Annotated in this window: 12 protein-coding genes; 10 read left to right on the top strand and 2 right to left on the bottom strand. The window is 72.5% G+C overall.

Annotation, left to right across the window (positions count from 1 at the left end):
• The first annotated feature begins 68 nt into the window (after positions 1–68).
• Positions 69–860, top strand: coding sequence for an SseB family protein (locus AC3A3H_RS00565; RefSeq protein WP_487612585.1), 792 nt, complete (start codon positions 69–71; stop codon positions 858–860).
• A gap of 27 nt (positions 861–887) precedes the next feature.
• On the opposite strand, the gene AC3A3H_RS00560 is transcribed toward AC3A3H_RS00565, so the two are convergent.
• On the bottom strand, positions 888–2,135 hold the full coding sequence (locus tag AC3A3H_RS00560; protein WP_487612584.1) for an MFS transporter: 1,248 nt from the start codon (positions 2,133–2,135) through the stop codon (positions 888–890).
• 88 nt (positions 2,136–2,223) lie between these two features.
• Between AC3A3H_RS00560 and AC3A3H_RS00555 the strand changes: the two genes are divergently transcribed.
• From AC3A3H_RS00555 to AC3A3H_RS00515, 9 genes are all read left to right on the top strand, one after another.
• Positions 2,224–3,123 carry a LysR family transcriptional regulator gene (locus tag AC3A3H_RS00555; protein ID WP_487612583.1) on the top strand — a complete coding sequence of 300 codons (900 nt, stop codon included), beginning with the start codon at positions 2,224–2,226 and terminating at the stop codon, positions 3,121–3,123.
• Positions 3,120–3,335, top strand: a complete 216-nt coding sequence (locus AC3A3H_RS00550) for an SCO4848 family membrane protein (protein ID WP_487612582.1) — start codon at positions 3,120–3,122, stop codon at positions 3,333–3,335. The genes AC3A3H_RS00555 and AC3A3H_RS00550 overlap by 4 nt, the downstream gene beginning before the upstream one ends.
• Before the next feature lie 21 nt (positions 3,336–3,356).
• Complete coding sequence (locus AC3A3H_RS00545) at positions 3,357–3,920, top strand: HhH-GPD-type base excision DNA repair protein (RefSeq protein ID WP_487612581.1); 564 nt, start codon at positions 3,357–3,359, stop codon at positions 3,918–3,920.
• A gap of 60 nt (positions 3,921–3,980) precedes the next feature.
• The gene (locus AC3A3H_RS00540; protein WP_487612580.1) at positions 3,981–7,490 is read left to right on the top strand and encodes a TM0106 family RecB-like putative nuclease; all 3,510 of its coding nucleotides are present in this window, start codon (positions 3,981–3,983) and stop codon (positions 7,488–7,490) included.
• Positions 7,491–7,506: 16 nt separating this feature from the next.
• Complete coding sequence (locus tag AC3A3H_RS00535; protein WP_487612579.1) at positions 7,507–7,920, top strand: helix-turn-helix transcriptional regulator; 414 nt, start codon at positions 7,507–7,509, stop codon at positions 7,918–7,920.
• 47 nt (positions 7,921–7,967) lie between these two features.
• A complete protein-coding gene (locus AC3A3H_RS00530) occupies positions 7,968–8,387 on the top strand; it encodes a VOC family protein (protein ID WP_487612578.1) in 420 nt (139 codons plus the stop codon).
• A 271-nt stretch (positions 8,388–8,658) separates the two neighbouring features.
• Positions 8,659–9,618 (top strand): MetQ/NlpA family ABC transporter substrate-binding protein, encoded by a 960-nt coding sequence (locus tag AC3A3H_RS00525; protein WP_487612577.1) that lies wholly within the window; start codon positions 8,659–8,661, stop codon positions 9,616–9,618.
• 2 nt (positions 9,619–9,620) lie between these two features.
• Entirely contained in the window at positions 9,621–10,646 is a 1,026-nt protein-coding gene (locus tag AC3A3H_RS00520) for a methionine ABC transporter ATP-binding protein (protein ID WP_487612576.1), read from the top strand.
• Positions 10,643–11,302, top strand: a complete 660-nt coding sequence (locus AC3A3H_RS00515) for a methionine ABC transporter permease (RefSeq protein ID WP_487612575.1) — start codon at positions 10,643–10,645, stop codon at positions 11,300–11,302. Before AC3A3H_RS00520 ends, AC3A3H_RS00515 begins: the two co-directional genes overlap by 4 nt.
• Before the next feature lie 34 nt (positions 11,303–11,336).
• On the opposite strand, the gene AC3A3H_RS00510 is transcribed toward AC3A3H_RS00515, so the two are convergent.
• On the bottom strand, positions 11,337–12,162 hold an 826-nt coding region (locus AC3A3H_RS00510; RefSeq protein ID WP_487612574.1), incomplete at its 5' end, for a citrate/2-methylcitrate synthase.

Genomic DNA, 12,162 nt, shown 5'->3' with positions numbered 1-12,162 from the left:
GGGCCGGCGCCGAGCGCGGCGCGTCCGCGGCCCACCACCTCGGCCCGTCCGAGACGGGCGCCGGGCGGCTGGCCGGGTTCGCTGCGACGCTCGCCGGCTTCACGGCCTCCGCCGGGGACTCAGCGGGCCAGCCGTGGGAGGGGCGGGAGTTCGACGACAACCCGTTCGGCGACGACGACGGCTCCGCGCCTCCCGAACTGCTCGGCGCGCTCGCGGCGTTCCGGGCCGGTGAGGTCGGCGCCGAGGCCGTGGTGGACGCCGTGCGCGTGGTGCGCCTGCTCATCCCGTTGGTCGCCGAGCTCGGGGAGGAAGGCACCAGCGACGCCAGGCTCGCGATCGACAAGACGCAGGAGCTGTCCATCGTCACGGTCGCGGCCCCGGACGGGCGGCGCGTCCTGCCGGTGTTCTCGTCGGTCACGGCGATGCAGGCCTGGAATCCGGCCGCGCGGCCGGTGCCGGCGGCCGGCCCGCGCGCCGCGCTAGCCGCGGTCTCGGAGGAGACCGAGCTGCTGGTGCTCGACCCCACCTCGGAGACCGAGTTCGTGCTCCGACGTCCGGCCGTGTGGGCGCTCGCCCAGGGGCAGCCGTGGCTGCCGAGCGAGCGCGATCCGGTCGTCGTGGAGGCGTTCCGGGCTTCGATCGGCTCCGAGCTCGGCGTGCACGACGTCCAGCTGGTGGCGGGTGACCCCGGTCACCGCCTCGCCGGCGACGAGCTGGTGGTGCGGCTCACCCTCGCGGCGGGCCTCACGGCCGAGGAGCTGAACGCCATCCTGTCGCGGCTCGCCCAGCGCTGGGCCGCCGACGACGCGATCGCCACCCGCGTCGACTCGCTCCGCGTGCAGCTGGTCGCGGCGTCCTGACGAGGCGGTCGCCGCGGCGGGCCGGGCTCAACCGGCCGTCGGGAGCATCCGCAGCGTGGCGACGACCGCCAGCACGCCGATGATCGTCACGAAGCCGACCAGCACCGGGACGAGCGGCCAGATGATGAGGGCGACGCCCACCAGCAGCACGGGAAGCGCCAGGCCGATGTAGGCGATGAGGAAGATCGCCGCGAGCACCTCGCCGCGACGCTCGGGTGCGGCGAGCGAGCCGGCCACGAGGATGGCGGCCCGGAAGAGCAGCCCCACTCCCGCGCCGGCCAGCACCCCGGCGATCAGGAAGACCGGCAGCGAGCCGCCGAGCACCCCGACCGCCAGACCGCCGAGCCCGACCGCGACGAGGACGACCGCGACGACGAGCTGGGTGCGTGACCGCAGCGGCGCGAACACGATCTGCGAGAGCGCGGACGCCGCGAACACCGAGAACGGCACCGCCCCGGCCACCAGGTGCGACGCCACGTGGAAGGTCCCGGCCAGCACGCTCGGCGCGAGAGACGTGAACAGCCCGAACACCGCGAAGCCGGCGAAGGCGGCGGCGGCAGCGGCCGAGAACGCCCCACGGGAGGCCGCGGGCAGCGAGATCCGCTGTGGCCGGTAGGCGGGGCGCTCCTCCGCGCGTTCCACCGTCTCGGGAACCAGGGCGACCGCGGCCGCCGCGAGGGCGAGGATCACCAGGAACACGGCGTACGGCAGCAGCAGCGGAGCAGGGAGGAACTGGGCGAAGACGCCGCCGATGAGCGGCCCGAGGGCGAGGCCTCCGGTGTTGACGACCGTGGAGACCGTCCCGGCCAGGCGCGGTCCCTCCGCCGGGCGGGCGACCGACCGCAGCTCGCCGAGGTGCGCGGTGGCGCTCGCTGTGAGCGCGCCGACGCCGACGCCGGAGATCAGGCGGGCGACGATCAGGCCGCTCACGTCGTTCCAGAGCAGGAAGAGCGCCGCCGCCACGATCTCCAGGGCGATCGCGACCAGCACCATCCGGCGGCGTCCCGCCCAGTCGCTCAGGTGGCCGATCAGGAACAGGCTCGCGATCACGCCGACGGCGTACGCGGCGAAGATCACGGTGACCACCCAGGTCGGGAAACCGTCCCGCTGCGCGTACAGCGCGTACAGCGGCGTGGGGATGGTCGAGAACGCCATGACGGCGAGGAAGGCCGCGGCGACGATCCAGAAGCCGGCGCCGTGGCGCAGTCGCCAGGGGCGCCGGTCGGAGGGAGCGGCCGACGTGGTCGGCTGGGAGGTGGGGGCGTGCATCGTCATGGTGACAGCATGCGCCGGCGCTGCAATCGTGTCCAACGAAAGTAATCGATGCTTGCAATCGAGTAATCCGATTCGAGAGGATGGCGGCATGGACACCCGCCAGCTCGAGTACTTCGTCGCCGTCGCCGAGGAGCTCAACTTCACGCGAGCGGCGGCGAGAGTGTTCGCCGCCCAGTCCACCGTCTCGGCCGGGGTCGCCGCGCTGGAGCGCGAGCTCGGTGCGCGGCTGTTCCAGCGCGACGCGCACGGGGTCACGCTGACCGGCGTCGGAGCGGCGGCGCTCGCCGAGGCGCGGGCGGGCCTCCAGTCGATCGAGCGGCTGCGTGACCTCGCCGCGGGCGACGGGCCGCTGCGCGGTGTGGTCCGGGTCGGGATCTTCACCAACCTGACCTCCATCGACCTGCCGGACATCATGGGCGAGTTCGGCCGGCGTCATCCCGGAGTGGACCTGCGCCTGGGCCCGTCGCCGAGCGGTTCCACCGGGCTGGCGGACGACGTGCGCCAGGGCCGGCTGGACCTCGCGTTCTACGGGCTGCCCGATCCGGTGCCGGGGGCGATCGTGCTGCCGCTGGCCGAGGTGCCCTTCGTCGCGGTCCTGCCCGAGGGGCATCCGCTGGCGGCCTGCGACACCGTCTCGCTCGGCGAGCTCGCCGCAGAGCGCTGGGTGGACGCACGCGAGGGGTTCGGCAACCGCGTCGCACTCGACCGGGCGCTCGCCGCGGCGGGACTCGGCCGCCGGATCGACACGGAGGTGTCCGACCTGGGCGAGATCCCGCGCTTCGTCGCCGCGGGGCTCGGCGTCGGCGCCCTTCCCGAGCTCACCGTCATACCGGCGCCGGGCGTGGTGGTGCGCCCGCTGGCGCCCGGTGTCGACTGGCAGCTGAGCGTGCTGGTCCATCCGCGGCCGGGGGCGGCGGCCCGTGCTCTGCTGGAGCTCATCGCCGAGCGGTTCGGCCGTCCGGTTCCGCCTACGCTGGAGGGACCATGACCGTCTTCGCCGCCATCGTCCTGTTTCTCAATGCCGTGTTCAACGTCATCGCCTGGCCGCGCTTCTTCGCCCGGGTGCGCTCGGACCAGCGCGCCAGGGACGCCGCGGGCCGCGCCACGCCGTTCCTGCGCGTGCACGCAGCACTGCTCGGCGTCGCCCTCGTGCTCGCGCTGCTCTCCGCCGTCGCCGGGGTGCTGTTGCTCGTCGGCTGAGCCGGATGGGAGCATGAGGGAATGGCCATCACGATCACCGGCGACGCCGAAGCCGACGCCCTCCTCGACCAGTCCCCGTTCGCCCTGCTCGTCGGGATGATGCTCGACCAGCAGATCGCGATGGAGACCGCGTTCACCGGACCCGCCAAGCTGCGCGACCGGCTCGGCTCGCTCGATCCCGCCGGGATCGCCGCTCTCGATCCGGACGAGCTGGTCGCGGTGATGAAGCAGACGCCGTCGGTGCACCGCTTCCCCGGGTCGATGGCCACCCGGCTGCAGTCGCTGTCCGCCGCGATCGTGACCGACTGGGACGGCGACACCGCCGCGATCTGGACGCAGGGCGACCCCACCGGCGCCGAGGTGCTGCGCCGGTTGAAGGCGCTCCCGGGCTTCGGCGAGCAGAAGGCCAAGATCTTCCTGGCGCTGCTCGGCAAGCGGAAGGGTCTCCAGGCGCCGGGCTGGCGCGAGGCTGCGGGCGATTACGGCGCGGACGGCTACCGCTCGGTCGCCGACATCGTCGACGCCGACTCGCTGACGAAGGTGCGCGAGCACAAGCGTGCGGTGAAGGCGGCGGCGAAGGGCTGACCGCGCAGCGGTTCTCGCGGTCGCGGGCGGGATGTCGGCGGGCGCCGATAGCGTAGCGGTGTGTTCCTACTCGACGGAGTGATCGTCACCAGCGCCAGCGACCTGACCGAGGCGTCGAAGTGCGAGTTCGCCTTCCTGCGGACGGTCGACGTCAAACTCGGCCGGCTGGAGAAGACCGAAGAGGTCGAAGATCCGATGTACGTGCGCTCGTCACGGCTGGGGGACGAGCAGGAGCACCACATCCTCGAGCGCTATCGGGAGCGCTTCGGCGACGGCGTCGCGGAGATCGCGCGCCCGGAGTCGCTGACGGCCGAGACCCTCGCGGAGGCGGTACGGCGCACGGCCGAGGCGTTCGCACGGGGGAGCGAGGTCGTCTTCCAGGCGACCTTCTTCGACGGCTCGTTCGTGGGCTTCGCCGACTTCATCGTGCGGCTGCCCGACGGCCGCTACCGGGTGCAGGACTCCAAGCTCGCCCGCAGCGCCCGCGTGACCGCGCTGCTGCAGCTCGCGGCGTACGCCGAACAGCTCCGGCGCACCGGCGTCGACGTCGACGAGACGGTCGAGCTCCTGCTCGGCGACGGCTCGGTCAGCCAGCACCGGCTGTCCGACATCGAGCCGGTCTACCGCAAGCGCCGCGCCCGGCTGCTCGAGATCATCGCCGAACATGTCGCCGACCCGGGTCCGGTGGCGTGGGGCGACCCCCGGTTCACCGTCTGCGGCCGCTGCGACACCTGCGACGCCGAGATCACCGCCGCCCGCGATGTGCTGCTGGTCGCCGGGATGCGGGTCACCCAGCGCGAGCGCCTCGCGGCCGCCGGGATCACCACCATCGACGCGCTCGCGGCCTCCACGCAGTCGGTCGAGGGCATCCCGGACGGCACGCTGTCCGGGCTGCGCGAGCAGGCCGCGCTCCAGCTGCAGGCCGTGGAGGGCGCGCCGCCGCCGGTGCGGGTCTTCAACGCGCCCGTGCTGGCGGTGCTGCCGGAGCCCGACCCGGGCGACATCTTCTTCGACTTCGAGGGCGACCCGCTCTACACCGAGGGCGCGGGCGAGCGCTGGAACCTCGACTACCTGTTCGGGCTGGTCGACCAGGACGCCCGGTTCACCGCCTTCTGGGCGCACGACTTCGCCGAGGAGCGCGCGGCCCTCGAACGCTTCCTGGCCTTCGTCCGCGAACGCCGGGCGGCCTACCCCGGCATGCACATCTACCACTACGCGGCCTACGAGCAGACGCACCTGCTCTCGCTGTCGGCGCGGCACGGCGTCGGCGAGGAGGAGGTCGACGGCCTGCTGCGCGACAACGTGATGGTCGACCTGTACCCGCTCGTGCGCAAATCCGTCCGCGTCGGCTCGCGGTCGTACTCGATCAAGAAGCTGGAGCCGCTCTACATGGGCTCGGAGCTCCGCCTGAGCGAGGTCACCAACGGCGCGGACTCCATCACCGAGTACGCGAACGCGCGCGACCTGATCGCGCTCGGCCGCTTCGACGAGGCCCAGCCGCTGCTCGACGCCCTCGGCGACTACAACCGCTACGACTGCGTGTCCACGCTCCGGCTGCGCGACTGGCTGCTCGCCCGCGCGGCCGAGAACGGCGTCCCGATCGGCGCGGCCCCGATGGAGGAACCCGAGCCCGCGCCGGAGGAGTCCCCGCTGCGCGCCGGCCTGCTCGGGTTCGCGGGCGACCCGCTCGACCCGCACCGCACGCCGGACAGGGAGGCGATGGCGTTGGCGGCGGCGGCGATCGACTTCCACCGCCGGGAGCAGAAGAGCTTCTGGCAGAGCCACTTCTCCCGGCTCGTCCAGCCGGTCGAGGAGTGGGCGGACACCAGGGACGTGCTGGTCGTGGAGACCGTGCGCGTGGTGCGCGACTGGTATCTGGACGAGGGCCAGCGCGTCGAGCGCCGCGAGCTGCTGCTCACCGGCCAGTGGGGCGCGGGCAGCGCCGTGCGGGTCAGCGAGAACTCCGGGCCGTTCCTGCTGTACGAGTACCCCGGACCCTTCCGGCTCCTGCGCGCGCAGCCCGGCGCCCGCACGGTACGCACGGTCGCCGTCATCGACGTCGCCGCCGACGGCTCCGTGCTGGTGCGCGAGACGCTGCCGGAGGACGTGCAGGCCTACCGTCAGCTCCCGATGGCGCTCACCCCGGCGGCGCCGCCGAACACCCGTCCGCTCGCGGAGGCGGTGCGCGAGTGGGGCACCGACCTGCTCGCGGCCCGCCAGAACGGCCGGTGGCCGACGAACGCCACGGTCGACCTGCTCCGCCGCACGCCGCCGCGCACCCGGTCGGGGAGCCTCGCGCCGGAGGGACCGGCGGACGGGAGCGGGCGCATCGCCGCCGTGACGGCGAGCCTGCTCGATCTGGACGCGTCCTACCTGGCGGTGCAGGGGCCTCCCGGCACCGGCAAGTCCTACCTCGGGGCGTACGTGATCGCGCAGCTCGTGGCCGAGCACGGCTGGCGCGTCGGCGTGGTCGCGCAGTCGCACGCGGTGGTCGAGAACCTGCTCGACCGCGTCGTGGACACCGGACTCGACGCCGACCTCGTCGGCAAGGTGCCGAGCGGGGCCGCGGAGGCGCCGCGCTTCACCGCGCTGCGCAGGAACGGCCACCTCGAGTTCGCGGCGGAGCGCGACGGCCGCGGCTACGTGGTCGGCGGCACGGCGTGGGACTTCGCCAACGCCGCACGCATCCCGCGCGGGGGCCTCGACCTGCTCGTGATCGACGAGGCCGGTCAGTTCTCGCTCGCCTCGACCGTCGCGGTGGGGGTGGCCGCGCGCAACCTGCTGCTGCTCGGCGACCCGCAGCAGCTGCCGCAGGTGAGCCAGGGCCGCCATCCGGAGCCGGTCGACGGCTCCGCGCTGGGCTGGGTGAGCGACGGCCACGACGTGCTCCCGGCCGAGCTCGGCTACTTCCTCGCCGAGAGCCGGCGGATGCACCCCGCGCTGGCCGAGGCGGTCTCCCGGCTGTCGTACGAGGGCCGGCTGCACGCGCACCCGGGCGCCCGCGACCGCGAGCTCGGCGGCGTGGAGCCCGGCCTCCACCCGGTGCCGGTGCCGCACCTGGGCAATTCGACCGCGTCGCCGCAGGAGGCCGCGGTGGTCGTGCGCATCGTGGACGACCTGATCGGCCGCTCGTGGAGCGACCCCGACGCCGGCATCTCTGACGCGCCGCTGGCACAGGAGGACGTCATCGTCGTCACCCCGTACAACGCGCAGCTGGCGGAGGTGCGCGAGCTTCTGGACGCGACCGGCTTCCCGCAGGTGCGCGTCGGGACGGTCGACAAATTCCAGGGCCAGGAGGCCGCCGTCGCGATCGTCAGCCTCGCCGCGTCGTCGGCCGCGGACGTGCCGCGCGGCATGTCGTTCCTGCTGATGAAGAACCGGCTCAATGTGGCGATCTCCCGGGCGAAGTGGGCGGCGTACCTCGTGCACTCGCCCGAGCTGACGGAGTTCCTGCCGACGACCCCGGCCGGCGTCGGCGAGCTGAGCGCGTTCATCCGGCTGGTCGAGCCCGGACCGGTGGACCATGCCACCGTGGCGGCGGGTGAAGCGGCTGGTGAGGCGCGGGCCTGAGAGTTACGGTTGAGGCGTGTCCCCGGAGGAACTGGAGGAGCTCGTCATCCTGCGACGAGCGCGCGACAAGATCGATCGCGAGTACGCCGAGCCGCTCGACGTCCCGACGATGGCCGCGTCCGCGTTCATGTCGCCGTCGCACTTCTCGCGCCGGTTCCGCGCCGTCTACGGCGAGACGCCCTACAGCTATCTGATGACCAGGCGGATCGAGCGCGCGATGGCGCTGCTGCGCGAGGGGATGTCGGTGACCGAGGCGTGCATGGCGGTCGGCTGTACCTCGCTCGGCTCGTTCAGCACGAAGTTCGCCGAGATCGTGGGGGAGCCGCCCACGAGCTACCGCGCCCGCGAGCACCGTGCCGTGCTGGCGATGCCGAACTGCATCGCGAAGCAGCGTACCCGGCCGGTGCGGTCGAAGCCCATCCCGGGTTGAGCAGGAATGGAGAAGCGCTGCGACCGCGGCCTTCTTAGAGTGACGGTATGACCATTTCGCTTCAGTACTCGCACATCACCGTCACGAACCCCGAGGAGTCGCTCGCGTTCTATCGTGACGCGCTGGGACTGGACGTCCTGAACGACGTCGAGTCGGGCGGTCACCACTGGATCACCCTCGGCGTCGCGGACCGGCCAGGCACGGAGATCGTCCTCTCCGACCCGTACGCCGGACGTTCGCAGGCCGACGGCGACGCCATCCAGGAGCTCGTCGCCAAGGGCGTGCTCACCAATGTCGTGTTCCGCACCGAGGACGACCTCGACGGCGTGTTCGAACGGGTGCGCGCCAGCGGCGCGGAGGTGCTCCAGGAGCCGAAGGACCAGCCGTGGGGCCCGCGCGACTGCGCCTTCCGCGACCCGTCGGGCAACATGGTGCGCATCCTGCAGTCCCAGGCCCAGCCAGCGTAAGAACGCAGCCCCAGCCCGCGTAAGGCGAAGCCAGCACACGCGTGCGCCGGCGGCCCCCCAATGGTCTCCGGCGCGCGCGCCTGCCACCGATTCTTCCGTGGCGGGCCGTGCCGTACCAGAGCGTTCGCACCTAAAATCCGAAATCTGACAGGCTGGCCTCTGTCGTCATATTTCGGAACGCGTTTTGCCCTCCGCATCCGCTCTTGGAAGGCTCGATGTGCCGCCAACCGTCCGCCGGCACACCCCACCCCTTCACAAGAGAGGCACAGCCATGTCCGACGCCACCCCGCCCGGAAACGTCCCCGCGCTCCCCGAGAAGCCCCAGCGCTCGAAGACCCCCTGGATCGTCGGCATCGCCGTCGTGGCGGTCCTCGCCATCGCAGGCGGCGTGTTCGCCGCCGTCGGCGCGGGCAACAGCGGCTCGGCCGATGCCGCAGGCAAGGCCGTCACCGTCAAGATCGGGACGACCGAGCAGTCCGCGCCGTACTGGCCCATCCTGAAGCGGGAGGCGGCGAAGGAGGGCATCGACATCCAGGTGGTCGGCTTCCGCGACTACACCCAGGCCAACCCGGCGCTCGCCGACGGCCAGCTCGACCTGAACCTGTTCCAGCACCTGCAGTTCCTCGCGAACTACAACGTGGAGTCGGGCCAGAACCTGGTGCCGATCGCCTCCACCTACGTGGTCCCGCTGTCGCTCTACTCGAAGAAGCACGCGTCGCTCGACGCGCTCCCGGACGGCGCGAAGGTCGCCATCCCGAACGACCCCACCAACCAGGCCCGTGCCCTGCTCGTTCTGCAGAAGGCCGGGCTCCTGACGCTGCGGAACGGCGGCACGACGCTCTCGACGCCCGCCGACATCGACGCAGCGGCGTCGAAGGTCACGGTGCTCCCGGTCGACGCCGCGCAGACCGCGCCCGCGCTCGACTCGGCGGACGCCGCGGTGATCAACAACACCTTCGTCGGCCCGGCCGGCATCGACCCGAAGTCGGCCCTCTTCCAGGACGACCCGAAGAGCTCCGCCGCCGAGCCGTACATCAACGCGTTCGTCGCCCGCGCCGCGGACAAGGACGACAAGACCTACCTGAAGATCGCCGAGCTGTACCACACCACCGCCGTCCAGGAGGCCGTGCTGGCCGACTCGAAGAACACCGCGGTGCTCGTGCAGAAGCCGCAGGCCGACCTCATCGCGATCCTGCGCTCGCTCGAGAAGAGCATCAGGGCGGCGAAGTAGGCGTGAGCGCGCTCATCGAGTTCCGCGGCGTCAGCAAGAGCTTCCGTTCGGGCGACGCCGCGGTCTCCGCCGTCGCGGACATCGACCTGACCATCGAGCGTGGCGAGATCTTCGGCATCATCGGCTACTCCGGAGCGGGCAAAAGCACGCTGCTGCGGCTGATCAATGCGCTGGAGCACGCGACCTCCGGCTCGGTGATCGTCGACGGCCAGGACCTCACCACGCTGCGCGAGCGCGAGCTGCGTGGCGTGCGGGCCGGGATCGGGATGATCTTCCAGCAGTTCAACCTGTTCCGCTCCCGCACGGTGTTCGCGAACATCGCGTACCCGTTGAAGGTCGCCGGCTGGCCCGCCGAGCGACGGAAGCAGCGGGTCGCCGAGCTGCTCGCGTTCGTCGGCCTGACCGAGAAGGCGTGGGCCCACCCCGACCAGCTCTCCGGAGGCCAGAAGCAGCGCGTCGGGATCGCCCGGGCGCTCGCGACGAACCCGGCTATCCTGCTCGCCGACGAGGCGACCAGCGCGCTCGACCCCGAGACCACCGCCGACGTCCTCGCGCTCCTCAAGCGGGTCAACGCGGAGCTCGGCGTCACCATCGTGGTGATCACGCACGAGATGGAGGTCGTCCGTTCGATCGCCGACCGTGTCGCCGTGCTGGACTCCGGGCGGATCATCGAGCTGGGGACCGTGTTCGACGTCTTCTCGAACCCGCAGACCGCGACCTCCCGGCGCTTCGTCGGCACCGTGCTGCGCAATCAGCCGGCGGAGTCCGACATCGAGCGGTTGCGCGGCAAGCACGCCGGGCGGATCGTCTCGGCTCGCGTCCACGACGACGGCCGCCTCGGCGCGGTCCTCTCGGACGCGGTCGGGCGGCACGGGGTGCGGTTCGAGATCGTCTTCGGCGGCATCTCGGCCCTGCAGGGCCGGTCGTTCGGGAGTCTGACGCTCGAACTGCTGGGCGAGCCGGCGGCGGTGGACGCGCTGATCGCGGACCTCCGCACGGTCACCGAGGTCGAGGAGGTGGCGGCGTGACGGACTGGTCGACGCTCTGGCCGGTATACCTGACCTCCATCGGGCAGACGCTCTGGATGGTCGTCGCGACGCTCATGCTCGGCGGCGTGCTCGGGCTGGCGCTCGGCGTCCTGCTGTACACGACGCGGCAGGGCGGGCTGCTGGAGAACCGGGTGTTGTCCGCGGTGCTGAACGTCCTGGTGAACTTCGTCCGGCCGATCCCGTTCATCATCTTCATGACGGCGGTCGCGCCGCTGACGCAGGCGGTGCTGGGGACGTTCCTCGGCACCCCGGCGGCGATCTTCCCGATGACGATCGCAGCGACGTTCGCGATCTCCCGGATCGTCGAGCAGAACCTGGTGACCATCGACCCCGGCGTGATCGAGGCGGCGCGGGCGATGGGGTCGAGCCCCTGGCGGATCATCTCCACGCTGCTCATCCCGGAGGCGCTCGGTCCGCTGATCCTGGGCTACACGTTCGTGTTCGTCGCGATCGTGGATCTATCCGCGGTCGCCGGCAGCCTGGGCGGAGGCGGACTCGGCGACTTCGCGATCTCCTACGGGTATCAGCGCTACAACTGGGTGGTGACGTGGGTCGCCGTGCTGACGATCGTGGTGCTGGTGCAGCTCGCCCAGTTCGTGGGCAACACGCTGGCGCGCAAGGCTCTGCGCCGCTGAGTCCGCGGCGCCGACCTGTGCACGCCGCCGGCCGCTACCCCCGCGGGGTGTAGCGGCCGACCGGGCGCAGGCGCAGCGGCGCTTCGCGGTACTCGGCGAGGGCGTGCACGATCCAGCCGATGGTGCGGGCGGTCGCGACGACGACCTCGCCGGCATCGTCGGCCATGCCGCCGGCGAGCGAGAGCGCGGCGAGGGCGAGGTCGACGTTCGGCGCGGCGCCGGTGCGGTCGCGCATGAGCGCCGCCAGGGCGTCGACGGCCGCCAGCACCGGTTCCGCGCCCTGGTCCTCGGCGAGAAGCCCGAGCAGGATGCGCGCGCGTGGGTCCCCGGCGGGATAGAGCGGCTGGCCGAAGCCGGGAACCGGTCCGCTTCCCCCGACCACGGCGTCGGCGACGACGCGGGCGGGCTCCTCGCCCTCGGCGATGCGGGCGAGCATCCGGTGCGCGGCGCGGCTGGCGTTGCCGTGCAGCGGAGAGTCGAGTGCGCCGAGGCCGGCGACGACGACGGCGTAGGGCGTCGCGCGCGCGGAGGCGGCGGCACGGGCCGCGAGGGTCGAGACGGCGAGATCGTGGTCGAGCAGCAGGACCAGTGCCGCGTCGAGGGTGCGCAGGGCCTGCGCGGACGCCTGGTGCGGGGAGAGCCGCGACCAGAGGTCGGCGGCAAGCGTCGCGACGGTGATCGAGTCGCTGATCGAGTCGCTGACCGAGTCGCGGGGCTCCGACTTCGCCGGCAGCACCGCGACCATCCCCGCGACGAGCCGCTCGGCAGCGCTCGCCACGGCCTCCGGGTCGAGCGAGGTGCGGAGCGGGTCGGCCGCCGCCAGCGCCGTCACCGCGACCAGCTGCCGGTCGCGGTCGCCC

The sequence above is a fragment of the Leifsonia sp. Soil_N53 genome, assembly GCF_057655165.1.
The sequence above is the reverse complement of the archived record's forward strand: the minus strand, read 5'-3'. Positions and strand labels throughout refer to the sequence as shown.

What these genes read in the sequence shown, in the direction of transcription:
- AC3A3H_RS00560 (WP_487612584.1), bottom strand. Translation starts at nt 2,135, where the DNA reads ATGACGATGCACGCCCCCACCTCCCAGCCGACCACGTCGGCCGCTCCC.
- AC3A3H_RS00555 (WP_487612583.1), top strand. Translation starts at nt 2,224, where the DNA reads ATGGACACCCGCCAGCTCGAGTACTTCGTCGCCGTCGCCGAGGAGCTC.
- AC3A3H_RS00550 (WP_487612582.1), top strand. Translation starts at nt 3,120, where the DNA reads ATGACCGTCTTCGCCGCCATCGTCCTGTTTCTCAATGCCGTGTTCAAC.
- AC3A3H_RS00545 (WP_487612581.1), top strand. Translation starts at nt 3,357, where the DNA reads ATGGCCATCACGATCACCGGCGACGCCGAAGCCGACGCCCTCCTCGAC.
- AC3A3H_RS00530 (WP_487612578.1), top strand. Translation starts at nt 7,968, where the DNA reads ATGACCATTTCGCTTCAGTACTCGCACATCACCGTCACGAACCCCGAG.
- AC3A3H_RS00525 (WP_487612577.1), top strand. Translation starts at nt 8,659, where the DNA reads ATGTCCGACGCCACCCCGCCCGGAAACGTCCCCGCGCTCCCCGAGAAG.